Origin of the sequence: Bradyrhizobium sp. LA6.1 (genome assembly GCF_040547805.1) — a bacterium.
GTDB lineage: Bacteria > Pseudomonadota > Alphaproteobacteria > Rhizobiales > Xanthobacteraceae > Bradyrhizobium > Bradyrhizobium barranii.
Window position 1 is genome coordinate 319,848 of record NZ_JBEPQK010000002.1, and the last position, 21,280, is coordinate 341,127.

Here is a 21,280-nt window from a genome sequence, read left to right on the forward strand (position 1 = left end):
TTGCGACGGACGTTTCTGATGCTGACCACCTCGCTCGCGATGGCTTGCACCGCGAGTCAGGCGAACGCTGCTTGTAGCCCGGATTACTCCGGCGTCACCCTGACTGTGGCGTCGCAGACCGGACCGTATATCGCCTCCGCGCTCAAGCTCGGTGCGGACGAATGGACCAAGAAGACCTGCGGCAAGGTCAATGTGGTCGAGTTCCCCTGGTCGGAGCTCTACCCGAAGATCGTTACATCGCTTACCGGATCGGACGCGGCGTTCGATCTGGTCAGCTTTGCGCCGGCCTGGCTGCCCGACTTCGTCACCTATCTCTGTGAGATGCCGAAAGAGATGCAGTCCGGCAAGGATTGGGACGATGTCGAGCCGGCCTACCGTGAGCGCCTGATGGTGTGGGAAGGCAAGATCTATTCGCAATCGATGGACGGCGACGTTCACACCTACACCTATCGCACCGACCTGTTCAGCGACCCCAAGGAGAAGGACGCCTTCAAGGCCAAGTACGGCTACGACCTGGCGCCACCAAAGACCTGGAAGCAATATCTCGACATCGCGGAGTTCTTTCAGCGCCCCGACAAGGGACTCTGGGGCACGGCGGAGGCCTTCCGCCGCGGTGGCCAGCAGTTCTGGTTCTTCTTCAGCCACGCGGCGGCCTATACCAACAACCCGAACTATCCGGGCGCGATGTTCTTCGACCCCGAAACGATGGATGCCCAGATCAACAATCCGGGCTGGGTGAAGGGATTGGAGGAATATATTCGCGCTTCCAAGCTTGGCCCGCCCAATGCGCTGAACTTTTCGTTCGGCGAGGTCAATGCCGCCGTGGCCGGCGGCCAGGTGGCCGAGTCGATCGGTTGGGGCGACACCGGCGTGATCGCCGCCGACCCCAAGCAATCGAAGATTTCCGGCAAGGTGGGCTCTGCAGTGCTGCCCGGCTCTGACGAGATATGGAACGCCAAAACCAAGAAGTGGGACAAGTTTCCGGCAGTGCTGCCGGCACCCTTCATGGCGTTCGGAGGCTGGCAGATTGCCGTGCCAAAGGTGGGCAAGAACCAGCAGGCGGCATGGGATTTCGTCAAGACGCTGACAAGCCCTGAAGTCTCCGGCAAGGCCGCGATTACCGGTGGCACGGGTGTCAACCCATACCGCAAGTCGCACACCACGAATCTGGAGTTGTGGAGCAAGATCTTCTCGCCGACGGAAGCCAAGGAATATCTCGGCGCCCAGGCCGACTCCATTAACGGCAAGAACGTTGCGCTCGACATGCGTTTGCCCGGCTATTTCTCCTACACCGAGGTTGTGGAGATTGAGCTTGGCAAGGCGCTGGCCGGCCAGACCACGCCGCAGGCCGCGCTGGACGCGGTCGCGAAGGAATGGAATCGCCTGACCGACGAGTTCGGCCGCGCGAAGCAACTCGCCGCCTATCGCGCGGCGATGGGCCTGTCACCGAAGAACTAGCTTCTCGCGGAGACTGCCCCGGATGATGCGTGAGCATCATCCGGGCTTTGTTGGCCGTCGATATAGGGGACGGAAAAAGGAATCCATGGCGCACGTCGAGATCGAGAACGTCAGCAAGGCATATGGGCCCTACGAGATCATCGAGGGGCTTAATCTGAGTGTGGCCGACGAGGAGTTTGTCGTGCTTGTCGGACCGTCCGGCTGCGGCAAGACCACGACGTTGCGCATGATAGCGGGACTGGAGACGGTCACCAGCGGAACCATTCGTATCGGTAATCGCGATGTGACGCAGCTGCGCCCAGGCTTGCGTAATTGCGCGATGGTGTTCCAGAACTATGCGCTCTATCCGCATATGACTGTTGGTGAGAATATCGGCTACGGCATGAAGGCGCGGGGCGAGTCGCGCGCCAATATCGCGAAAGCCGTCGAGGACGTGGCGCGGGTTCTCGACCTCGAGCAATACGTGGACCGTCGGCCCAAGCAGCTCTCCGGTGGGCAGCGTCAGCGCGTGGCGATCGGCCGTGCCATCGTGCGCAGCCCGGACGTGTTTCTGTTCGACGAGCCATTGTCAAACCTCGACGCCAAACTCCGCATCGAGATGCGGACCGAGATCAAGGCGTTGCATCGCCGTCTCGCCAAGACGATCGTTTATGTCACACACGATCAGGTCGAAGCTATGACCATGGCCGATCGGGTCGTGGTGATGAATCGCGGCCGCATCGAGCAGGCGGCTGATCCGATCACGATCTATGAGAAACCAAGCAATCTCTTCGTCGCGGGCTTCATGGGCGCGCCCAGCATGAATTTCATCCACGGAGAGATTGCCGCTCGCGACGGTGCACTGATCTTCACCGAACCCTCGGGTACGGCGTTGAGATTGCCGAAATCCCGAGAGGCGGCCTATGCAGGGAGCATCGGCAAGCCGGTTGTGCTCGGCGTGAGGCCCGACCACGTGCTGCGGCAAGATGCGCCATCGGGCTCCTCCGTCCGCATGATGGTGAAAGACGTGGAGCCGCTCGGGCCGCATACTCTCGTGATTGGAACCGTGGGCGCATTTCCATTCACGGCGCAGATGCAAGTCGGTGTTTCTGCGGCGCCCGATTGCCCAATAGATGTCGCCATCGATCTGGAGCGAACGCACCTTTTCGACAAGGTTTCCGGGGCGACCGTTTCATAGTCGGCGGTCCTCTGGCGGTGCAGGTAATCCCTAATCTTTACTTCCAGCGTGCGCATGCCTCATCGCGGTCACTTGCGCTGCGGCGAGCTCGCACGTGATGCGGGCGACGTTGCACCCTTCTTCGCAAACTTTGCTCGTCCGGTATTGGTGTCGAGCAGAGTCTGCGAAAAGAGATTAAGCGATCTCAGATGGTTACATGCCAATATTCATTACCTCGCAGGTAATGGAAGGGCTGATATCCGCATGCTAGGTTTTCGAGCATGAACGCACACGCATCCACGGCACAGGCCGAACGCAGCCAGCCGGTCCATATCGGCGACCATTTGCGCGAATGGCGGCAACGCCGCCGCATGAGCCAGCTCGATCTGGCGGGCGAGGCCGAGATTTCCGCGCGGCATTTGAGCTTCGTCGAGACCGGCCGCGCTGCGCCCTCGCGCGACATGGTGCTCAGGCTCGCCGAACGTCTCGAGGTGCCCTTGCGCGAACGCAACGTGCTGCTGGTCGCGGCCGGCTATGCGCCGGCGTTTCCGCAGCGCCCGCTGGAGGATCCCGCCTTGAAATCAGCTCGCCAGGCGATCGACCTCGTTCTCAGGGCGCATGAGCCCAATCCGGCGCTGGCCTATGACCGGCACTGGAATCTGGTGTCCGCCAACCGCATGCTGGCGCCGCTGCTCGAAGGCATCCCGCAGCGGCTGCTTGGCCAGCCCTTCAACGTGCTGCGGCTCGCGTTTCACCCTGAAGCGCTGGCGCCGCGCACGGTCAATCTCGCGGAATGGTGCGGGCACCTGCTGGAGCGGCTGCACCGGCAATGCGAGGCAACGGCCGATCCTGAGCTGATCAAGCTCTACAACGACCTCAAGAGCTATCCCATCCCGGCGCGCTCGGGGCCGCTGTCGAGCGACAATGTCGCGATTCCCTTCAAGCTGCGCCATGGCGGAGAGATACTAAGTTTCTTCTCCACCACCATGGTGTTCGGTACACCTGTCGACATCACGCTGTCGGAGCTGGCGCTGGAGACGTTCTTCCCGGCGGACGAGCGCACCGCCGAGCGGCTCAAGCAGATGGCAGCAGCTATGACCTAGCGCCCTTGCCTCGGGGCGGGTTCTGCTTATCTTCGGCTTATCTTGGGTCAAACCCGCATCGCCCGAAGGAGGCGCTATGAGCACGTTGAAACCGCTCCAGATCGATGTCGTCTCCGACGTGGTGTGCCCCTGGTGCTATATCGGCAAGCACCGGATCGAGAGCGCGCTGGCGCTCGTGCCCGACGTTCCCGTCAAACTCAATTTCCGTCCCTTTTTCCTCAATCCGTGGGTGCCGCGCGAAGGCATCAGCCGCGAGGACTATCTCACCACCAAGTTCGGCTCGGTCGAAGCCTATAAGGGCATTGCCGGCCGCGTGGTCGCGGCTGCTAGCGAGGAAGGCCTCGTCTACAAGCCCGAGCTGGTCGCGCGCCAGCCCAACACCACCGACTGTCACCGCCTGATCCTCTGGGCCGAGGCGATCGGCAAGGCGCCCGAGATGAAGCAGCGGCTGATGGAGCTGTATTTCCGCGACGGCGGCGACCTCACTGACGTGAACGTGCTGGTGCAGGCGGCCGCCGATGTCGGCCTCGATGCCGACGACGTGCGCAAGCGCCTCGCCACCGACGAGGACGTCGCGCGCGTGTCGGCCGACGCGCAGGAGGCCGCCGAGAAGGGCATCTCCGGCGTGCCGACCTACGTATTCGCGCAAAAATATGCCGTCTCCGGCGCGCAGGATCCGAACCTGCTCGCCCGCGCCATCCGCGAGGTCTCGGCGGAGATCAACGCGCAGGCGGCGGAGTAGCTTTCGCTTATTTGCGGAGCAGACGCACCACGCGTCGCGCGGCCTCGTGCGCGACGTTGAGGCCAACCAGCGCCGCGTGAATGAGCGCGACGACCGGATCGTGACGCCGCAGCGGAATCAGCACGTCGCCGATGGCGAAGCGTCCGCGCCAGATCGGGTTGATCATTGGGTGGTCGGCGCTCGCCGTGGAGTCCGCGCTGGCGATGGCCGGATCGGCGCAGAGATGGCGAGTAAGGTCGAGCGTGAGCTGCACGCCCGGCGAATATCTTGCAAAGCGTTCGTCGATACCGAGCTTGAAGAAGAAGGCGCGGTCTTGGTGGCGTAGCACGATGCCGGCTGCCACCGGCGTCGTGCCGGCGCGCAGCGTGATGACCTCGCACTGCGCGGTCTCTGCCAGCGCGGGAACGGCGCAGCGAATGAAAGTCGCATCGCCTGCATGCTGGATCAGCGCGGTGCCGCGCTTGCCTTTCCAGCCACTGGCTTCGAGTTGCAGGAATGTTTCGAGTGCCGGCCTGATCTCGTCGGGCTTGCGCGCGACCTCGAAGGCGACAAGCCCGTGCTCTTCGAGGCGATGGCGCTGGCGACGCAGCTCTTTGAGCTTCTTGGCGCCGAGCGCTTCAAGCAACAGCGTTTCACCATCCTGCGTCGCGTCGAGGCTGGCGCGGATGTAGGAGGAGAGGACACGTGGCTTCAGGCCGTCGCGATTGAGAACCTCATTGAGCGAACTCATCGCCGCGCCGTCGAGCGCAACGTCGTTGAGCACGAGCGCATGCGCGCCGGCCTCGCGCGCCTGCTGCAACAGGCGCGTGGCCACTTCGATCGGCGCGTCGCGGTCGATCAGCGGGCTGCACAGGGTGCCGTAGGGATGCGCGCTCACCAGCGCGGGCAGGGGGATCTTCCAGGCGCGCCAGAGCGAGACCACCGGCATCAGCCCGATCAGCCGCGCCGACGAGCCGTCGAAGGCGGGCAGTGCCGAGGCGTCGGTGCGGCCGCGTGCGGCCTCGCTCACGGCGAGCTCCCAGCCCGGCAGGTAATAGCCGTTCGGCTCGATCACGCGCTGGGCGAGCGCGCGCCATTGGCCGGGATCGATGGACGTGAGGGGGACGAGCGCGCGCGTCGCCGCGGCAGCCTTTGCCGATGCCGGATTGATCGCTGCCTGATGCGCGATATCGACCACGTCCCGTCGTTCCCCGTTCAGAAGGTCATGCTTAGCGCAAAGATTGGAAAATTCCGTTGGGACACCGCTTCAATTCGAATGGTAATATTAACGTCTCATTGAGCATTCGGGCGGCAGGCCGCGGCGTGCCATGATCGAGCTCTCGACTTGGAGGATCACAATGATCGCCACACCTTTCACGCCGATGGCGTCGCTCCTCGGTGGCGCGTTGATCGGCCTGTCCGCCGTGCTCCTGATGTGGGCGACGGGACGGATCGCCGGTGTCAGCGGCATCGCGGCGCGGCTGTTTCCGCCTTACGAGGACCGCGAGTTCGCCGGCCGGCTCGCTTTCGTCGCCGGCCTCGTCGCCGCACCCATCCTGGTGCGCATTGTCAGCGGAAGCCTGCCGGCGCAAACGATCGCGGCGGGAACGCCGGTGCTGATCGTCGCCGGATTGCTCACGGGCTTCGGTGCGGTCTGGGGCAGCGGCTGCACCTCCGGCCATGGCGTCTGTGGCCTGTCGCGGCTGTCGCTGCGGTCGCTGGTCGCGACCATCACCTTCATGTCGGCGGGCATCGCCACTGTCTTCGTGATGCGGCACTGGGGCTGACGACGATGGCAATCCTCATTCAATTCGCGATCGGCCTCGTCTTCGGTATCGGGCTCATCGTCTCCGGCATGTCGAATCCGGCAAAGGTGCTGAACTTTTTGGACGTCGCCGGCATTCCCGCCGGAACGTGGGATGCAAGCCTCGCCTTCGTGATGGCAGGTGCGGTCGCGGTGACCTTCATCGGCTTCAGCCGTGTCTTGAAACTCGCGCGACCGTTTTTCGCGGACCGCTTTTACCTTCCGACGCGAAAGGACATCGATCCGAGAATTATCGCCGGTCCCGCCATCTTCGGCATCGGATGGGGGCTCGCAGGCTTTTGTCCGGGCCCTGCGCTCACCGCGCTCGGATTCGGCTCGGCGTCCGCTTTCATCTTCGTCGCCGCGATGTTTGCCGGCATGGTGCTCGCCCGCTTCATCGCGCAGCTCCCGTCGTCAACGCGCTTCGTCGCGCCGGCCGATCCGCTCGAAACCTGACATGGACAGGACCGGGCGAGTGGATCTCGTCCGGTCCTGCCCTGTTACAGCTTCAGTGACTACCAGCGGTCGCCGCCGACACCGACGCCCACGCTGACGCCGGGCGCCCGAATGCCGACGCCACCGCGCGGACCATCGTCCCAGTCACGATAGGTGCGGCGCTCGTAATAGCGATCGCGCGGCATGGCGTTGTAGGAGTCGCGCACGATCACGCGCGAGCCGCCACGGGTGCGATAGCAATTGCCAGCGTCATCGCAGACAAGCCGGACTTCCTGAACGAGCTCAGGGTTAGCGTATTCGCTGGTCGTATAGATATCGGCGGCCTTCGCGCCGCTCGCCGCAGCGAGGGCGCCGACGCCAGCCAGTAGTGCGATCGTGAATGTCCTCATCGTGTCCTCCTCCGAAACTGCCCTCGGGGGTAACAAGAAGGGGAGGCGGTGATCGTTCCGGGTCGAATTACAGGTTTTTCCCGGAACCGGAGCGCGTGTCGGCGTGATTTGTTCCTAGATCGGATCGTAGGTTTCCGTCCCGCAGATGTCGTCGGCTTCCGCGCGGCGGCGATCGACCACTTTTCCGCCTGAGATCGTCACGATGTAAATCTGGGTGCCGAGCGTGGAGCCGGTCGCGGAGGTGAGCTGCGCGCGGACGCAGGCGGTCCAGCCCGGTCCCCGCACCTCCCGATGGGGCGGGGCGACGTGCACCTCGCGCGGATAGGACGTGTTGAGGAAGACCACGTTGATCTGCTCGCGGACCACGCGTTTGACGTCAGGGGGCGGTTCGGGGGGCGGCTGCTCGGCTTCCTTCAGGCGCATGAACTCGGGCACCGGCGCGCGGCTGTCGGCGAAGCCGCAAGAACCGAGTGCGAGGGCGCTGGCCAGCAGCGCCGCATGAGCAACAATCCGCAACATCCGTGAAGGTCCCCTGCGGGCCAACAGATAGGCAGGAATGCGATCCGGCAAAGTCCCGGCCGATCAAGATTTGCTGAAATCCCGGCCCCCCGGCATTTGCTATTACGGGATTGCAGGCTAATTTGTGCCCCAGACGAGGGGGATTGCATCAATGCGGATTTTGGTCATCGCGGCCGCCGTGCTCGCACTAACGGCTGCGTCGGCGCAGGCGCAGGGCCGCAGCAGAGGCCAGCCGAACGAAGCGAAGTCGGACAATAAGCCCAAGGTCGACGAAAAGGCCTACAAGGCCGCGCTCGAGCGCATTCCGGAGCCCAAGGAGAAGTACGACCCGTGGGGCGGAGCCCGTCCGGCTGAACCTGCCAAGAAGCCCAAATAAATGAGGGGGGCGTTGGCGAGCCGTCTGTGTCAGTCGGCCGCCGCCATCGTGCTCCTCTTGTTTTCCTCGTGGCCAGGCATCGCCTGGGAGAGCTGGGGTGGCGATCCCGGCGGCTCACGCTTCTCGCCTTTGCGGGAGGTCACGCCCGACAATGTCGGCAATCTGGTTCGGGCCTTCGAATTCCATACCGGCGATCTCGCGGCGCGGCCGCCCGAGGTGATGCGGCGAACCAAATTCCAGGCGACACCGTTGTTCGTCGAGGACAGCCTGATCTTCTGCTCGCCCTTCAATGAGGTGATCGCGCTCGATCCCGGCACGGGCGCACAGAAATGGCGCTTCGATCCAAAGATCGCGACCAATCAGCGGCCCGCCAATCGCTATGTCTGCCGCGGCGTGACCCATTGGATCGACGATGAGGCGCCCGCGAATGCCGCCTGCCGATCGCGCATCTTCATGGGCACGAACGATGTCCGCCTGATCGCGCTCGATGCAAAGACAGGCATTCCCTGCGCCGGTTTCGGCACTGGCGGTGAGGTCAGGCCCGATATCGGCATGAAGCTGGACTGGCCCGGCGAATTCCAGATCACCTCGCCGCCGGCGGTCGGCCGCGGTGTCGTCGTGATCGGCTCCGCGATCGGCGACAACCGCCGCGTCGACGCGCCGAGCGGCGTGGTGCGCGCGTTCGATGCGCGCAGCGGCCAGCCGCGCTGGACCTTCGAGCCGCTCGAGCGCGACGGTGTCGAAGCTGGTCACGCCAATGTCTGGGCGCCGATGTCGGTCGACGCGGCGCGCGGGCTGGTTTTCCTGCCGACGTCCTCGCCGTCGCCGGACTTTTGGGGCGGCAAGCGGCCGGGCAACAACGAGCACGCCAATTCGGTGGTCGCGCTGCGCATCGAGACCGGCGAGTTCGTGTGGGCATTCCAGACCGTGCATCACGACGTCTGGGATTACGACCTGGCGTCGCAGCCGACGCTGACGCGTATCGACACCGGAGACGGCCAGCGCGATGTCGTGATTCAGCCGACCAAGCAGGGATTTGTCTTCGTGCTCGACCGCGATACCGGCAAGCCGGTGTGGCCGGTGGAAGAGCGCGTGGTGCCGCAAGGCGGCGTGGAAGGTGAACGACTGTCGCCGACACAGCCATTCCCGACGCATGTGCCGCCGCTGACATCGCAAAGAATCTCGACTGAGGATGCGCTCTCGCTCCTCCCTGGCCTGGGTCGCTCCGCTTGCGAAAGGCAGTTCGCGGAGGCACGTAACGAGGGGTTGTTCACCCCACCCTCGACGCAAGGCACGGCGGAGTTTCCCTTCACCGGCGGCGGCGTCAACTGGGGTAGCGCAGCCTTCGACCCGGTCAACCAGATCCTCTACGCCAACACCGCCCGCGCCGTTCATCTCATCAAGCTGATCCCGCGTGCGGAGGCGGCTGGATTCGATCCGCCTCCCGGTCATGATTTCGGCCAGCAGAAGGGCGCGCCGTTCGCGATGTCGCGCGCGGTGGTGATGTCGCCGCTCGGGCTTCTTTGCAACAAGCCGCCTTGGGGCGAGATGGTCGCAGTCGATCTGAAGGCCGGCAAGATCCTCTGGCGTTCGACGGTCGGCACCACGGAAGACCTTGCGCCGCTCGGCGTGCCGCTGCCGTGGGGCGCGCCGCTCGTCAACGGGCTCGCGGTCACCGCAGGCGGTCTCGTCTTCACCGGCGCGATGGATGCCTATCTGCGCGCCTTCGATGCGCGAAGCGGCCGGGAGTTGTGGCAAGGCCGGCTGCCGGTGCCCGGCGTCGCCAACCCCATGACCTATCTCTGGAAGGGCGAGCAGTATGTCGCGATCGGCGCCGGCGGCCACTCCGAGGTCGGCACCTCGATCGGCGACAGCGTCGTTGCGTTTCGCCTGGCGCGGCCGGGTGAAGGGCCGTCGCTATGGTCGCGCACCATCGATCGTCCGGGCGGACGATTTTGGGTGTCGTCGTCAGCAATTGTGTTCGCGATCATCCTGCTGACCATCGCGAGCCTGCGCTGGCGTCGTCGACGTCGTATAAAGCAAGCATGATGCTGCGTTGTGTATGCGATGCGAACGGTTGTTCACATCGCGCACGCTATCGTACGAAAGCGAGGCCGATGCGCCTGTCATTGCGCCATACGGTGCGGCAAGTCCGTACGAAATTGTCGCGCGCGATCGAGAGCGTGAATGATTTCGGCAATATGACGGGGGAATCGAGCTCGATCGCCGCGCCGCCTTCCGACATGTTTCGCACCGTGCACGCGATGCCGCTGCTTTCAAAGGTGATCGTTCCACCCTTGAAAACACGGTAACGCTGCGCTGCACGTTTCTCGATCATCGGCATTAATCCATAACGATGATTGTGAAGTAGTGCATAGAAATTACGTTGAAATAAACTCAATACTGGCGCTACTTGCACAGCGCTTCAGACTTCGTTTACGACGTTGGAGCGGTGAGTCACTTCCCTCCGACTTCCCTCACAAGCCCTTCCTTTGTGGCGTTACGCGCCGATGGAGATATTGATGAAGACCACGCTTTCGCTTCTGTTCGCCGCAGCGCTCTCGCTGTCATCGATGCCCGCCCACGCCGTCAAGTGGGACCTCTCGACCATGACCTGCAAGCAGTTCCTCGAGAGCGGCGAAGACAACATCGCGGTCGTGCTGACCTGGATGGACGGCTGGTACAAGGGCGACGAGGACAACGCGATCATCGACACCGAGGTGTTCATCGAGAACGCCAAGAAGTTCGGTGCCTATTGCGGAAAGAATCCGACCGTCAGCGTCGTCACCGCGGCTGACGAAATTCTCGGCAAGTAATTCCTGAAGCTGACCGAAGCGCGGACGCAATCGCGCTTCAGTCCCTCGCTTCGATGCGAAATTGATTGGAGAGCCGCGGAGCGCCTTGCGCGCTCACGCGGCTCTCTTCTTTTTGGATGATGCTCAGCCCGGCAGCATCGCGAACGCGCTCGACACCATCGCCACCTGCTTGTTGTCGGAGGCCGAAAGCAGCGTGACACGGCCAAAACTCATGATGCGTCCGAGCCGCACCACGCGCGCGTCGGCGAGCACATCCGAGGAGGAGACCGCGCGCATGAAATGCGTGGTCTGGTCGACCGTCGTCATCGGACGATAGCCGCGATTGGCGGCGAGGTTCGCGATCACCATCGCGGTATCGGCGAGCGCCATCAGCGCCTGGCCGCACACCACACCGCCGTTGCGGCACAGTCGCTCCGAGAATGGCATGCGCAGGAGCGCGCCTGGCTGCCAGTCCGGCTCGTCCGGCGGCGGCAGGTGCTCGAGGCGCTCGACGGCGAGGTTGAGATCCTGGACCCAGGGCGCAAAGACCTCGCCGAGTATGCGTCTGGCCTCAGCGATGCCGAACCCGGCTTCTGGCTGCGATGGCATTGCTGTCGGTCCCCCCCTGTGTTGCTGGATGTTTCGGCTATTCTGCGCGCATCGGCGCGGCAAAGTCACCCGGTCTTCGGTCGGCTCTGTCGGCTTGAAAATGCCTGACTTGGGCCGATATGATAATGGGCTTGGGAACGGGTGGGCGATGTTGCGTCGGTGTGTCCTTGTGTTTGGGTTGATAGCGCTGGGTCTCGCGCTGGACGGGTGCACCAGATGCGGCCCGATTTGGGACGACTGGCTGCAGGCGCCGAAATCGTGCAGATCGGACCGGCTTTAGCGCGCCATTCGGCCCTGGCGGGCCGTTGACAAGAACGACAAGGCGCGGTTGACCCGCCCTTCATGGATGATCAAGGAGTCAATGATGAAGCTTTTCCGTATGGCGGCGGTGTTGCTGGCCGTGCTGGCGGGACCGGCCTACGCGCAAATGCCCAATCTCAATTTGCTGCAGGAAGGTCCGGGCAAGACCCCCGAGGAAAAGGCCGCGGAAGCCGAGCGTGACAAGGCCTACAAGGAAACGCTGAAGAAGATTCCGGACTCCAAGGCGTCCAACGATCCCTGGGGCAACATGCGTTCCGACCCGCCGAAGCAGGCGGCTGCGCCGAAGGCATCGGCCGCAACCAGCGCGCCTAAGAAGAAGTCCGGCACGACCGCCAATTGACCTTGTCCCCGATCGGAGGCGGCTGATGCCTCCGGCCGGGACTCCTCTTCGGCCGCCTGCTTCCTACATCTCCGAGAGCGTATTGCGTTGAGGAGGAACGGCATGGCCGATCGTCCGCGGGATCTCGCCGAGCGGATGGCGCGCCGGCGCAAGATGGGCGGCAAGCCGGGCGAGCGCGGCGGCGACGGCTTCTTGCGTGAGACGTTCACTCTGCCGCGCCCAGCGGCGCGGGCGAGGGCGGAGGCTTTCTTCGCCCGCTACCCCAAGGCCGGCTATATGAGCGCGGTCGAGACCTGGCGCGAACTGCCGGGCGGTGAGATCGAATTCACCATGAGGCGGCTGCCCAGCGCCGACTAGGCGTCAAGTCTCCTCGAAGGATTCGGCGATGATGCGGATCCGGAACACGGGCTCCTTGGCCTCGTCCAGCAGCTCCATGTGCCATTCGGAGTTTTCGTTGAGCTTGCGCGCGAGGCCGGCGGCCATGTCGGCGCAGATGCTGGTCATCATCTTCCAGGCCGCATCGCGATCGGCAAATTCCGTCGCCTGGTCGGCGCAGCCGGAATAGCGGCCGTTCCGAATTCGAAAGAAGTAGAGCGGCATGGCTGGCACCGGTCACATGATGGTCCCGCCTCCCGGGCCATGGGCGCGCGCAGTGCAGTCCCAAACCAGGGACAGATCAATTCCGGGCCGCTACGGACGTCACCTCGCGGGCGCGCGTGGTTGCTGAACCCGGCTCGGGTGGTTTGTTCATGCGGTCTTGCGCCCGATCGCCTTCAGCTCCCGATCGATGCGCAGCTGCACGCGCCGGATCGCCAACAGATCGATCCTCGTCTCGGTCTTGCCCGTCCTGGTCTCGTCACCGATGCGGAACTGCCACTGCCAGACCCCGGGAAGCGCCGTCTCGGCAACAGTGAACTCAACGCCCCTGTGATTCATGGTCACCTCCACGATTCACCCTCCATCACCGGTGAACATGTTGGGCGTCACCCTATTCCTGCGACAAGCGAAATTTGGCGGTAAGCCTTGGATAATTCACGGTAATCTTTGGAACCGCGCGCGGTCCGAAACAAACGAAATCGAGTTCCGAAAACCGTGCACGGAATCCGGGCAAGGCATGGCCAATTCATCCGGTCTTGCCGTGCAACCATCCGCACCGAGGAACTCTGTTCATGGACGGAGAACCCCGGAATGCGGGATCCGCGCATTTGACACATCGCTGCGAAGCGCGGTCCGGATTCCATCCCGTATCGTGTGGAACCCAAAGCGGCGCGTGTTGCTGCCGCAGCCCTTCGAAGCGAACAGGTGCGGTCGATACTTTTCCACTTTTGCGTGTCATGTATCTATGCTCTGCTTGTGAACGACGGTTCGAACGCGATGTCACGAAGGGGAAGGTGTGAGCTGGCTGAGACATCTTGTGCTGCGCTGGGGTGCACGGAATTTCTCGCTGACCTGTCCCCATTGCCGGCATCCCGCGTCCTCATCGAGCTTCAAGCGCGCGCGTTTCATGCTCGGTGACGAGAAGCTCGTCTGCGAAGAGTGCGGCGAGACCAGCGTCGTCACGTTCTGGCGTTTCGAAGGACTATCGAGCCGGCCCGATTGCACTGAGGCGAGGCGGCGCGCGCCGCTGTCCGATTCGCGGCACTGATCCAGCGCCGGTGGTGTGCGTCGAAGTCCACTCCATGCGTGCTGCGGCACATGCCTTGCTTGGCCTCGTGACGGCAAACAACATGGGCGCGTCATGCTCGGCATTCCCAGCCGCTACTCCCATTTCGTCTTCGGTGTCATCCAATCCGGCCTGACCTCGCTGATCGCCGCGGGCATCGCCAGCTTTCCCGCCACTGGCGCGACGGTCTTCCTCGCGCACTGGATGGCGTCATGGCTGATCGCGTGGGCCGCGATGCTGCCGATCGTGCTGCTCGCGGCGCCTACGATCCGCGCCTTCTCGCTGCGGCTGACGCGAGAGGAGAGGGCTCGGTGAAGCGGCCGGCAGGCATAAAAAAACCCGCTTGGGGAGAGCCAAGCGGGTGAAAGGTTATTGGAGGCTGAGGTGCTGGGCTGCAACACCGTAGCCAGACGACCCTAGCCGGTTGAGCTTACGACAGCCTGACAGGGCCGGCAGATCGGCTTTCAACCTGCCGCGCGTCCGCGCCCGCAAACAGAAAACCCCGCTCGGGGCAGAGCGGGGTCCTCGACTGTGTATGGAGGCCCGGTGTTGGTCCACCGGGCACAGCCAGACTAGGAGACCAGGCTTACGGGTGCCTGACGGCCGGCACCGAAATCCGCGTCGGGAGGCCGCAGACTGGCCCCGCACGCGTCCCAATTTGGCCACCCGATCGCACCACTGGAGCCACACCCCTCGGCGAGATTTCGCATCGTCGGCGACGCCATGGGGGAAACGTGGTGCGCCGGCAGCGGGGTGGCATCATGGATAACGTAGAGCGGTCATTCGCCGCCGCGACGGCGGCTGGCTTCGTCGTGCTGGTGATCGGCCTCGTGCTGCTGGCACTGCTGTAAGGCGTACCGGCGGACGGCAGCCAAGGCCGGACCGGGCTAAAGCAGGCGCTTCGATCCTGGGTGGGCACCCAGGACGCCGCCGCGCCCTTTCAAAACATGGAAAACAACCCCATGCACAGTAGGGGGTCGGACGAATTCGTTGTGCGATCAATGGCTTAGTTGTGGTATCTAGATACCTTAAATGCCGCGCAACGGCTCCGGGGCGCACCCCAAGCGCAATGCCGGGTCCTCGATCTGAACAGGGGCTGGCTCTGCCGGCCCAATTCCGCGACGCGCATTCCCGACGGCCGGTACGGCGGCTAGCCGCCCATCGCGGCGCAGCCTTGGTCAGATCAGAAGCCCGTCGGCGGGCTTAGTGGACCTTGATCTCACCGAGGGGAAGGCGGAGTTCGGCGGCGCGCTCTTCGCGGTCCTTCTTGCGAAACTCGTTTTCCTTCCGCTCGAACTTCACCATCTCCTCGTATGCCGCCGCCAGGAGGTGAGTGCGCCTGACAGCATTGGGGTGCGCGTCTTCCGTCATGTTCCTGGTCCCCATCGTTGCGATCGCATCCCGAAGAAAGCCGGACACCGCAAAAAGGTTCGATGCCGCAGGATTGCGGAATTATGACGGCGCACGGCGGCTGCGTCTTTGATGCGCGTCATCTTCAGTCGAAGGGTGACGAATGCGGAGGATCGGCAAAAATCAAAAAGGCCGCCAACCGAGGCGGCCTCTCATCATCTTTGAATCACTTGATCTTTGAATCGGTTGCCCGCTAGCGGCAGGGCCTCTAGCGGCAGGGCTTCTAACGACAGGGCTTGCCAATCATCTGGGCATGCCGGCTGTGGCAGCCGTCGTGCAACTGAGACTTCCTCGTCACCTTTGCGCCGACCTTCGGGGCGCCTGATGCCGTCGCGGCATTCGAAATCTGGGCTTGCGCCGGCACCGAGCCGGCGAGGACAGACAGCGCCAGAGCGATCTTGAGGATTGCCTTCATCGTGCCTCCTGAGGTCGTTCGAACGGTACGCAAAGTAGCGCTACTGGTGCGAGCGTTACATGTTGTAGCGCTACATTCAAGTTCGATCAGAGGCATGACGACGAACCGCCGTCCTCGCGGCGGACCGAGATGGGGCAAAGTGAGGTAGATCGCAGATGAGGCGGGGCGAGCGCTCCGCGGAATGGACCGATCAGGCGGCCTCGGTCCGTCGCGACGTGCACGCCCAATGTGGCGAGCCGTGGTGGCCTATTGCTTCGTCGTCGGCGGCTCGAAGATGAGGGCGGCTTGGAACACCCGCCCGGCGTCGGTGCGGACTTCGATCGCAACGTCTGTTCGATCCTCGTGTCCCGCCAGGTCGCGCGCGAGACCGCTCAATGTCTGCGTCGCCTCGATCTCTGCTTCGCGCTGGGTTCGAAACTCCAGTCCCTCTTCGTCGGCATAGAGGCCGGTATCGTCTCGGATATCGAAAAAGTACCGGACCATGGCGCCGCCTCTCAGAGAGAGTATCGGCGCCAACCCTGCCTTGTGAGGACTGTTCCTATTTAATTTCGGCCGCTGCAATCCGGGTGCTGTCCCAACCCCGCGGCGCGGTTGGCGTCCCGTTGGCCGGCGAGAATGCCAGGACCGCCGCTTGCAGGTTGGGCAATCGTAGACCTGGACGCCGAGCGCCGTTGAACCAGGTCAATCATAGCTGTCTTTACGGACGGTCTCGATCCGCCTTGCGTCCGCCTACAGCTGTGGCGGCGTGACCCTTGCTTCGTCTCTCGTCAGGGCGGCCAGCCTGTCCAATTGGCTCGCCACGCCAGTGAGGCTCCGGGCGATGTTCTTCAACAGGAAGGCCCTGTCCGCCGAAACCCCCGATGATTGAGAGAGGACTTTGTAGTGATTTGCGAGTTCCTCGCATTTAGCAGCGTCGATCATAATTGAGCCCATCTATGAAACAGGTCAACAGCTCAACCCTAATACGGTTCCCACGCGGGGCGCTGACGACCCTTGGCGTTGCAATGCCTCGCATCCTACCACAGCTATTCGTCGTCAGGTTGTGTTCTGCGCCACAAATCGCGTCACTCCCGAAATCAAAGGCCACCACGCCAGGAAACAGGCTCGTCCCTGAAGACGGCCCCGGCCGGTGGGGCTTGATAGGGGTGAAGGCCGGGGCCGCTTGGGGATGCTTGGCCCTTGGCAAAGACCAAGCGAATCCGAGTTTAGTCGACCCTCACCGCGCCTCTGTTCGTTTCAGCACATAATTGCCAAATTTTCCTGCCCCGCATTCGCATGCGCAAATGCATCTCGAGGCCGGCACGGTTTCCTTATCGTCTTGGATTGGCAGACCACGGAGACGTGCGTATTGCCTGACCGGCACCCTCGCAGGGCAGATTTTTTCATTCGGATGGGTGGAATCGGTTGGATGATCTCCGACCGAGGGCGCAAGGGCCTGGCGATCATCGAAACAGCTGCGCCCGATGTCTATGCGGGCGCGCGGCAGTCAAGTCCGCCGCATTGCCAAAAATTCCCGCGACCGATGGGCCGCGCATACTCCCGTCCGGCTTCCTCGGTGCGCTCCGGATCGGGAGACGGGAGCGGCTTTGGGAGGGACTGATTTTCGGTCACCTATCTCGGTGTCTCAAACGCACCTGTGGCAACTCTGACACCGGGACTGCCGAATGAGCTCACAGGAAATCCGTGCAATGAGCGATCCCCGGTAAGGTTGCAATCGCACCCGGTGCGCGCGCCCAGGCTCGGATCGCCAGGTTGGCCGCCTTCAAAACCGAGGGGCGCAAGATTTGAAGCGCATCGCGGATCGTTGCGCTCAGGGGCTGCTGACGGATCCGTGTGCGCAGCCGGGCAACCCGCAATGCACGCACCATCGTTTCAGGATCGGGAAGTCCGCGCTTATCCTCCAGAAGGCTCCAGGCGAGGTGCTTGAGTTCGATGGTCTCCTGGTCAATCTGAGGGAACGATCCCAATGCCGTGATGCTCGCGTGGTTGGTCGTGTCGTAGAACACAAGACCGTCGTCGATCGCCACCATATCGCCCTGGCAGGCGAGATCGAGAAAGAACAGTTGGTCCACGCCCCAACTGATCGACTTGTAGTTTCGCATCAGGCAACCGGCCCGGATGACCTTGCCGTTGATCAGCAGGGTCGACGGGACAATCCCAAGCAATCGGGTCTTGCCCGCCAGATAGAGATCCGCCAGGCACTGCTGGCCCGAATACAGATAAACCTGGCGTCCTCGCCGGTACCTTATGCCGCTGTCCTGAACGAGATGAGATGTGGAGGTCATGAACGCAGCGGCGGGGTACGTCCTCGCCAATTCCGCAAAAGTCGCAAGCGATCCTGGCGTGAGCCAGTCGTCATCGTGCAGCACTTTGATCCAGTCGCCGCGACATGCGAGCATCGCGTTGTTGGTATTCTCAACCTGGCCGCGGCCGCGGTGGTTCTCGATAACGCGAATGCGCGGGTCGCTCCGCGCGTGCTCGGACAGGATGCTCCAGGTCGCGCCTTCCGGACCTTCGTCGTCGCTGATCACCATTTCCCAGTCGGCGTGCTCCTGCTGCAGCACGCTTTCAATCGCACGGCGCACCATCTCCGGTCGGCGGAAGGTGGGTATTGCCACCGAAATGAATGGGCGGTGTTCCGAACTCTGGGAGCTATCGAACCGCTCGGCGTACAATTGATCCATTCATCGTACCTCGTTGATCGAAGCGGTCGTGGCTGGAAGTGGCAGACCCTTCTTCGGTTTGAGCCTGTTCGCAGAACATCTTGAATCGAACCGAGCGAACGAGGCGCGTGAATGCTAGCGAGACGATCTCGATACGGTCATCGTCCATTCGCATGAACTTTGTTCCCGCAGGCCGCGACGTTTCGAAGCGGCCGCTTGTCCGCCTTGGTGAAAGAGTGTTCTGGTTCCCCTCGGTTTCTGTCGCCGCAGCAGCCGCGCCAACGCGGTGACGGATCAAGACGGGGGCGGCCCATCGAGGCGGCGTTGGTTCAGTTTCTTGCGGAGCGCCTGAAGGATTTCGCGAAGCTCTGCCGCGTTGCTTCTTTCCAAGAGGGAAGCGAGGCGCGAGCGTGATGGCGTTTTCAATCACCGGTAGATTGCCAAGGGCCGCTCGGTGACAGGTGGAGGGTGACTGCGTCCTGCCGCGACGTGCTGTCTCACCTCGCGACAATTGAACGACTTCAAATCCGGCCACGGCTCGTTTCAAAATCGGACAGTGAGGTCGGAAACAGGCCAGTGCCCAAACCCGGGTGCTGTCCCAATCAGGACACTCGGAACATCAAGTCAGGACAGGTTGCTTGTTGGGCTTCAGAAGCAAGAACGCCGTCCGCTTAAATGAAGCGCGGACGGCGGCTTACCAGCCCCGGGAGGGAAACTGCAAAATCCCGATACCGTTATGTCAGCACGTCTCGTGCCAAGGTTCATCGGGACGCCCGCAGAATTTGGAAAACCTTCACCCTCAAGCGTTGATGCCGCCAACGCGAATGACCACGCCGGGACGAATCCGGATCTATCCCGGGCAACGCGATACCTCAGGCGCCGTCTGCTTCTAGGCCGGCTTTGGCGGCTGAAGCCCCGGCGATGTCAGCCACTCGCTCATGTGCGAGCCGGTCTCGGCTGTGCGCGCTTTGCGTAGGGGGGCGCGCTCAGCCCCGGCGGGAACAGGCAAGTACCAAATCCGGGTGCCGTCCCAATTAGGACAGCGGGACTGCCGGACTGCGACATTAATAAAAACGCCGCCCGCTTAAATGTCGCGCGGGCGGCGGCTTTCCAGCCCCGGAGAGGTGGATGCAAAACCCCGGTGATGATGAGTGTGCACAACCTGTGCCAAGGTTTTATGTCACGCGGCGGGACACCTCAGAGGGGAGAGGGGATCGGGCCACCGCCTGCAACGGCCGCGATCTTCTGATCATCAGAATATCCGGATGAAAGGACGTTGTGGGCCGGGCGTGCCGCGATGGTTCGGGAGGTCGGCGAGCTCTCCGCCCATCTGGTGGTCTAGGCCGAGGTTGGACGGAGAGCCGCGCGCCGGACCCCCGTCGCATGACAATGCTAGGAACGTGCCATGACAGTCGTGTGAAACTGTCGGCGCCGCTCAGTGGACGTTGATCTTATCCAGAGGCAGACGAAGCTCCGCCGCGCGCTCCTCGCGATCTCGCCTGCGGAATTCATTTTCCTTCTGTTCGAATTTGATCATTTCCTGCGTGGCGGCTTCCAATAGCCGATTGCGCCTGTCCGCCTGCTGCTGCGTGTTTTCGGTCATCACCCAGGCTCCCATACGACTAGCGGCGCCATCCTCAGACAGGCCAAACACCCCAAAAGATTCGCTAGGGATTGCGGATTTATGACGGCGACGTTCCGCTCGCGGATACACCGCATGGTTGGCCCAGAACAAAACAGGCCACGTGTCATTTCAAACCAGGCCAATGTCGCCAGAAACAGGCCAGCGCCCAAATCCGTGAAAGAACATATTGCGAACCCGGAACAAATAGGGTACATTGTTTTTATCGCCGGCCCGCCCCGCCAATCGTTTGTCCCTCTAGCGAATCCTCGCCATAAGGAGCACGACCCAATGTCCAACACTGCCCTGCGTATCGTCGAAGGATCTTCCATGGACAAGAGTAAAGCTCTGGCCGCCGCGCTCTCCCAGATCGAGCGCCAGTTCGGCAAGGGCTCGGTGATGAAGCTCGGCAAGAACGACCGGTCGATGGATGTCGAGGCGGTGTCCTCGGGTTCCCTCGGGCTCGACATTGCGCTTGGGATCGGTGGTCTGCCGAAGGGGCGCGTCGTGGAAATCTACGGGCCGGAATCCTCGGGCAAGACCACGCTGGCGCTGCACACGGTGGCGGAAGCGCAGAAGAAGGGCGGAATCTGCGCCTTCATCGACGCCGAGCACGCGCTCGACCCGGTCTATGCGCGCAAGCTGGGCGTCAACATCGACGAGCTCCTGATTTCGCAGCCGGACACGGGCGAGCAGGCGCTGGAAATCTGCGACACGCTGGTGCGCTCGGGTGCGGTGGACGTGCTGGTGGTCGATTCGGTCGCGGCTCTGGTGCCGAAGGCCGAACTCGAAGGCGAGATGGGCGATGCGCTGCCGGGTCTCCAGGCCCGTCTGATGAGCCAGGCGCTGCGCAAGCTGACGGCCTCCATCAACAAATCCAACACCATGGTGATCTTCATCAACCAGATCCGCATGAAGATCGGTGTGATGTACGGCTCGCCGGAAACCACGACCGGCGGCAACGCGCTGAAATTCTATGCCTCCGTCCGCCTCGACATCCGCCGCATCGGCGCGATCAAGGAGCGCGACGAAGTGGTCGGCAACACCACGCGCGTCAAGGTGGTGAAGAACAAGCTGGCGCCGCCGTTCAAGCAGGTCGAATTCGACATCATGTACGGCGAGGGCGTCTCCAAGATGGGCGAGATCCTCGATCTCGGCGTCAAGGCCGGCATCGTCGAAAAGTCCGGCGCCTGGTTCTCCTACGACAGCCAGCGCCTCGGCCAGGGCCGCGAGAACTCGAAAGCGTTTTTGAAGGCCAACCCTGACATCACCGCCAAGATCGAGACCTCGATCCGCCAGAACTCCGGCCTGATTGCCGAGCAGATTCTCGCCGGCACCCCCGAGCGCGACGCCGACGGCGAGGAGCCGGCGGACGAGTAAGACCTAACGCGAAAATTTTTCGCGAGGAGCGGGCGCTGAAGACGTTGAGTTGCCGACGTCGTCAGTGCCCGTTTCGTTTTG

Annotated in this window: 26 protein-coding genes; 14 read left to right on the plus strand and 12 right to left on the minus strand. The window is 62.9% G+C overall.

The genetic code is table 11. The features are described 5' to 3' along the window. Positions 1 to 18: 18 nt before the first annotated feature. The 4 genes from ABIB99_RS05050 (at position 19) to ABIB99_RS05065 (ending at position 4,459) form a co-directional block, all read left to right on the plus strand. Positions 19 to 1,458, plus strand: a complete 1,440-nt coding sequence (locus tag ABIB99_RS05050; RefSeq protein WP_354175278.1) for an extracellular solute-binding protein — start codon at positions 19 to 21, stop codon at positions 1,456 to 1,458. Between the two features lie 85 nt (positions 1,459 to 1,543). Then, the gene (locus ABIB99_RS05055; protein WP_354174977.1) at positions 1,544 to 2,635 is read left to right on the plus strand and encodes an ABC transporter ATP-binding protein; all 1,092 of its coding nucleotides are present in this window, start codon (positions 1,544 to 1,546) and stop codon (positions 2,633 to 2,635) included. Positions 2,636 to 2,895: 260 nt separating this feature from the next. Continuing rightward, entirely contained in the window at positions 2,896 to 3,717 is an 822-nt protein-coding gene (locus ABIB99_RS05060; RefSeq protein ID WP_028152669.1) for a helix-turn-helix domain-containing protein, read from the plus strand. A 76-nt stretch (positions 3,718 to 3,793) separates the two neighbouring features. Further along, positions 3,794 to 4,459 (plus strand): DsbA family oxidoreductase, encoded by a 666-nt coding sequence (locus ABIB99_RS05065; RefSeq protein WP_039152160.1) that lies wholly within the window; start codon positions 3,794 to 3,796, stop codon positions 4,457 to 4,459. A gap of 7 nt (positions 4,460 to 4,466) precedes the next feature. On the opposite strand, the gene ABIB99_RS05070 is transcribed toward ABIB99_RS05065, so the two are convergent. Then, positions 4,467 to 5,636, minus strand: coding sequence for a GNAT family N-acetyltransferase (locus ABIB99_RS05070; protein ID WP_354174978.1), 1,170 nt, complete (start codon positions 5,634 to 5,636; stop codon positions 4,467 to 4,469). Between the two features lie 160 nt (positions 5,637 to 5,796). On the opposite strand from ABIB99_RS05070, the gene ABIB99_RS05075 reads away from it, so the two are divergent. Both ABIB99_RS05075 and ABIB99_RS05080 read left to right on the plus strand, forming a co-directional pair. Next, positions 5,797 to 6,225 (plus strand): YeeE/YedE family protein, encoded by a 429-nt coding sequence (locus ABIB99_RS05075; protein WP_085404266.1) that lies wholly within the window; start codon positions 5,797 to 5,799, stop codon positions 6,223 to 6,225. A 5-nt stretch (positions 6,226 to 6,230) separates the two neighbouring features. Then, a complete protein-coding gene (locus ABIB99_RS05080) occupies positions 6,231 to 6,698 on the plus strand; it encodes a DUF6691 family protein (RefSeq protein ID WP_354099762.1) in 468 nt (155 codons plus the stop codon). Positions 6,699 to 6,757: 59 nt separating this feature from the next. On the opposite strand, the gene ABIB99_RS05085 is transcribed toward ABIB99_RS05080, so the two are convergent. Together ABIB99_RS05085 and ABIB99_RS05090 are read right to left on the minus strand one after the other, a co-directional pair. Next, positions 6,758 to 7,087 carry a hypothetical protein gene (locus ABIB99_RS05085; protein WP_028152664.1) on the minus strand — a complete coding sequence of 110 codons (330 nt, stop codon included), beginning with the start codon at positions 7,085 to 7,087 and terminating at the stop codon, positions 6,758 to 6,760. Positions 7,088 to 7,201: 114 nt separating this feature from the next. Then, positions 7,202 to 7,606: a hypothetical protein gene (locus ABIB99_RS05090; protein WP_354174979.1), complete on the minus strand. Its 405-nt coding sequence runs from the start codon at positions 7,604 to 7,606 to the stop codon at positions 7,202 to 7,204. Positions 7,607 to 7,757: 151 nt separating this feature from the next. Between ABIB99_RS05090 and ABIB99_RS05095 the strand changes: the two genes are divergently transcribed. Continuing rightward, complete coding sequence (locus ABIB99_RS05095; RefSeq protein ID WP_085404269.1) at positions 7,758 to 7,982, plus strand: hypothetical protein; 225 nt, start codon at positions 7,758 to 7,760, stop codon at positions 7,980 to 7,982. Then, a complete protein-coding gene (locus ABIB99_RS05100) occupies positions 7,983 to 10,031 on the plus strand; it encodes a pyrroloquinoline quinone-dependent dehydrogenase (protein WP_354174980.1) in 2,049 nt (682 codons plus the stop codon). Between the two features lie 46 nt (positions 10,032 to 10,077). Here ABIB99_RS05100 and ABIB99_RS05105 read toward each other — a convergent pair whose 3' ends face one another. Next, positions 10,078 to 10,326, minus strand: coding sequence for a PilZ domain-containing protein (locus tag ABIB99_RS05105; protein ID WP_354174981.1), 249 nt, complete (start codon positions 10,324 to 10,326; stop codon positions 10,078 to 10,080). A 178-nt stretch (positions 10,327 to 10,504) separates the two neighbouring features. Between ABIB99_RS05105 and ABIB99_RS05110 the strand changes: the two genes are divergently transcribed. Next, positions 10,505 to 10,798: an HdeA family protein gene (locus ABIB99_RS05110; protein WP_014494092.1), complete on the plus strand. Its 294-nt coding sequence runs from the start codon at positions 10,505 to 10,507 to the stop codon at positions 10,796 to 10,798. Positions 10,799 to 10,921: 123 nt separating this feature from the next. Here ABIB99_RS05110 and ABIB99_RS05115 read toward each other — a convergent pair whose 3' ends face one another. Next, the gene (locus ABIB99_RS05115) at positions 10,922 to 11,386 is read right to left on the minus strand and encodes a PaaI family thioesterase (RefSeq protein WP_354174982.1); all 465 of its coding nucleotides are present in this window, start codon (positions 11,384 to 11,386) and stop codon (positions 10,922 to 10,924) included. A gap of 364 nt (positions 11,387 to 11,750) precedes the next feature. Between ABIB99_RS05115 and ABIB99_RS05120 the strand changes: the two genes are divergently transcribed. Further along, positions 11,751 to 12,047, plus strand: coding sequence for a hypothetical protein (locus ABIB99_RS05120; RefSeq protein ID WP_081369444.1), 297 nt, complete (start codon positions 11,751 to 11,753; stop codon positions 12,045 to 12,047). Between the two features lie 102 nt (positions 12,048 to 12,149). Then, positions 12,150 to 12,404 carry a hypothetical protein gene (locus ABIB99_RS05125; RefSeq protein ID WP_014494095.1) on the plus strand — a complete coding sequence of 85 codons (255 nt, stop codon included), beginning with the start codon at positions 12,150 to 12,152 and terminating at the stop codon, positions 12,402 to 12,404. Between the two features lie 3 nt (positions 12,405 to 12,407). On the opposite strand, the gene ABIB99_RS05130 is transcribed toward ABIB99_RS05125, so the two are convergent. Next, positions 12,408 to 12,647: a DUF6894 family protein gene (locus tag ABIB99_RS05130; RefSeq protein ID WP_028152656.1), complete on the minus strand. Its 240-nt coding sequence runs from the start codon at positions 12,645 to 12,647 to the stop codon at positions 12,408 to 12,410. Between the two features lie 147 nt (positions 12,648 to 12,794). Continuing rightward, complete coding sequence (locus ABIB99_RS05135) at positions 12,795 to 12,983, minus strand: hypothetical protein (RefSeq protein WP_354174983.1); 189 nt, start codon at positions 12,981 to 12,983, stop codon at positions 12,795 to 12,797. A 457-nt stretch (positions 12,984 to 13,440) separates the two neighbouring features. Here ABIB99_RS05135 and ABIB99_RS05140 point away from each other — a divergent pair, with 457 nt between their 5' ends. Both ABIB99_RS05140 and ABIB99_RS05145 read left to right on the plus strand, forming a co-directional pair. Beyond that, entirely contained in the window at positions 13,441 to 13,692 is a 252-nt protein-coding gene (locus ABIB99_RS05140) for a hypothetical protein (RefSeq protein ID WP_148312138.1), read from the plus strand. A gap of 93 nt (positions 13,693 to 13,785) precedes the next feature. Further along, positions 13,786 to 14,025, plus strand: a complete 240-nt coding sequence (locus tag ABIB99_RS05145) for a DUF2798 domain-containing protein (RefSeq protein ID WP_354174984.1) — start codon at positions 13,786 to 13,788, stop codon at positions 14,023 to 14,025. 888 nt (positions 14,026 to 14,913) lie between these two features. Here ABIB99_RS05145 and ABIB99_RS05150 read toward each other — a convergent pair. From ABIB99_RS05150 to ABIB99_RS05170, 5 genes are all read right to left on the minus strand, one after another. Further along, the gene (locus ABIB99_RS05150; protein ID WP_187388010.1) at positions 14,914 to 15,081 is read right to left on the minus strand and encodes a hypothetical protein; all 168 of its coding nucleotides are present in this window, start codon (positions 15,079 to 15,081) and stop codon (positions 14,914 to 14,916) included. 262 nt (positions 15,082 to 15,343) lie between these two features. After that, on the minus strand, positions 15,344 to 15,535 hold the full coding sequence (locus tag ABIB99_RS05155; protein ID WP_085404274.1) for a hypothetical protein: 192 nt from the start codon (positions 15,533 to 15,535) through the stop codon (positions 15,344 to 15,346). 246 nt (positions 15,536 to 15,781) lie between these two features. Continuing rightward, positions 15,782 to 16,018 carry a DUF6894 family protein gene (locus tag ABIB99_RS05160; protein ID WP_071917358.1) on the minus strand — a complete coding sequence of 79 codons (237 nt, stop codon included), beginning with the start codon at positions 16,016 to 16,018 and terminating at the stop codon, positions 15,782 to 15,784. A gap of 1,187 nt (positions 16,019 to 17,205) precedes the next feature. Next, positions 17,206 to 18,219: a glycosyltransferase family 2 protein gene (locus ABIB99_RS05165; protein ID WP_063982345.1), complete on the minus strand. Its 1,014-nt coding sequence runs from the start codon at positions 18,217 to 18,219 to the stop codon at positions 17,206 to 17,208. A 1,414-nt stretch (positions 18,220 to 19,633) separates the two neighbouring features. Next, the gene (locus tag ABIB99_RS05170) at positions 19,634 to 19,801 is read right to left on the minus strand and encodes a hypothetical protein (RefSeq protein WP_247309309.1); all 168 of its coding nucleotides are present in this window, start codon (positions 19,799 to 19,801) and stop codon (positions 19,634 to 19,636) included. A 309-nt stretch (positions 19,802 to 20,110) separates the two neighbouring features. Here ABIB99_RS05170 and recA point away from each other — a divergent pair, with 309 nt between their 5' ends. Then, on the plus strand, positions 20,111 to 21,199 hold the full coding sequence (gene recA / locus ABIB99_RS05175; protein ID WP_014494106.1) for a recombinase RecA: 1,089 nt from the start codon (positions 20,111 to 20,113) through the stop codon (positions 21,197 to 21,199). Positions 21,200 to 21,280 lie beyond the last annotated feature (81 nt).

What these genes read in the sequence shown, in the direction of transcription:
- ABIB99_RS05170 (WP_247309309.1), bottom strand. Translation starts at nt 19,801, where the DNA reads ATGACCGAAAACACGCAGCAGCAGGCGGACAGGCGCAATCGGCTATTG.
- ABIB99_RS05085 (WP_028152664.1), bottom strand. Translation starts at nt 7,087, where the DNA reads ATGAGGACATTCACGATCGCACTACTGGCTGGCGTCGGCGCCCTCGCT.
- ABIB99_RS05065 (WP_039152160.1), top strand. Translation starts at nt 3,794, where the DNA reads ATGAGCACGTTGAAACCGCTCCAGATCGATGTCGTCTCCGACGTGGTG.
- ABIB99_RS05125 (WP_014494095.1), top strand. Translation starts at nt 12,150, where the DNA reads ATGGCCGATCGTCCGCGGGATCTCGCCGAGCGGATGGCGCGCCGGCGC.
- ABIB99_RS05055 (WP_354174977.1), top strand. Translation starts at nt 1,544, where the DNA reads ATGGCGCACGTCGAGATCGAGAACGTCAGCAAGGCATATGGGCCCTAC.
- recA (WP_014494106.1), top strand. Translation starts at nt 20,111, where the DNA reads ATGTCCAACACTGCCCTGCGTATCGTCGAAGGATCTTCCATGGACAAG.
- ABIB99_RS05145 (WP_354174984.1), top strand. Translation starts at nt 13,786, where the DNA reads ATGCTCGGCATTCCCAGCCGCTACTCCCATTTCGTCTTCGGTGTCATC.
- ABIB99_RS05155 (WP_085404274.1), bottom strand. Translation starts at nt 15,535, where the DNA reads ATGAAGGCAATCCTCAAGATCGCTCTGGCGCTGTCTGTCCTCGCCGGC.
- ABIB99_RS05135 (WP_354174983.1), bottom strand. Translation starts at nt 12,983, where the DNA reads ATGAATCACAGGGGCGTTGAGTTCACTGTTGCCGAGACGGCGCTTCCC.
- ABIB99_RS05105 (WP_354174981.1), bottom strand. Translation starts at nt 10,326, where the DNA reads ATGCCGATGATCGAGAAACGTGCAGCGCAGCGTTACCGTGTTTTCAAG.
- ABIB99_RS05095 (WP_085404269.1), top strand. Translation starts at nt 7,758, where the DNA reads ATGCGGATTTTGGTCATCGCGGCCGCCGTGCTCGCACTAACGGCTGCG.
- ABIB99_RS05115 (WP_354174982.1), bottom strand. Translation starts at nt 11,386, where the DNA reads ATGCCATCGCAGCCAGAAGCCGGGTTCGGCATCGCTGAGGCCAGACGC.
- ABIB99_RS05050 (WP_354175278.1), top strand. Translation starts at nt 19, where the DNA reads ATGCTGACCACCTCGCTCGCGATGGCTTGCACCGCGAGTCAGGCGAAC.
- ABIB99_RS05090 (WP_354174979.1), bottom strand. Translation starts at nt 7,606, where the DNA reads ATGTTGCGGATTGTTGCTCATGCGGCGCTGCTGGCCAGCGCCCTCGCA.
- ABIB99_RS05130 (WP_028152656.1), bottom strand. Translation starts at nt 12,647, where the DNA reads ATGCCGCTCTACTTCTTTCGAATTCGGAACGGCCGCTATTCCGGCTGC.
- ABIB99_RS05110 (WP_014494092.1), top strand. Translation starts at nt 10,505, where the DNA reads ATGAAGACCACGCTTTCGCTTCTGTTCGCCGCAGCGCTCTCGCTGTCA.
- ABIB99_RS05060 (WP_028152669.1), top strand. Translation starts at nt 2,896, where the DNA reads ATGAACGCACACGCATCCACGGCACAGGCCGAACGCAGCCAGCCGGTC.
- ABIB99_RS05100 (WP_354174980.1), top strand. Translation starts at nt 7,983, where the DNA reads ATGAGGGGGGCGTTGGCGAGCCGTCTGTGTCAGTCGGCCGCCGCCATC.
- ABIB99_RS05165 (WP_063982345.1), bottom strand. Translation starts at nt 18,219, where the DNA reads ATGGATCAATTGTACGCCGAGCGGTTCGATAGCTCCCAGAGTTCGGAA.
- ABIB99_RS05080 (WP_354099762.1), top strand. Translation starts at nt 6,231, where the DNA reads ATGGCAATCCTCATTCAATTCGCGATCGGCCTCGTCTTCGGTATCGGG.
- ABIB99_RS05160 (WP_071917358.1), bottom strand. Translation starts at nt 16,018, where the DNA reads ATGGTCCGGTACTTTTTCGATATCCGAGACGATACCGGCCTCTATGCC.
- ABIB99_RS05075 (WP_085404266.1), top strand. Translation starts at nt 5,797, where the DNA reads ATGATCGCCACACCTTTCACGCCGATGGCGTCGCTCCTCGGTGGCGCG.
- ABIB99_RS05120 (WP_081369444.1), top strand. Translation starts at nt 11,751, where the DNA reads ATGAAGCTTTTCCGTATGGCGGCGGTGTTGCTGGCCGTGCTGGCGGGA.
- ABIB99_RS05150 (WP_187388010.1), bottom strand. Translation starts at nt 15,081, where the DNA reads ATGACGGAAGACGCGCACCCCAATGCTGTCAGGCGCACTCACCTCCTG.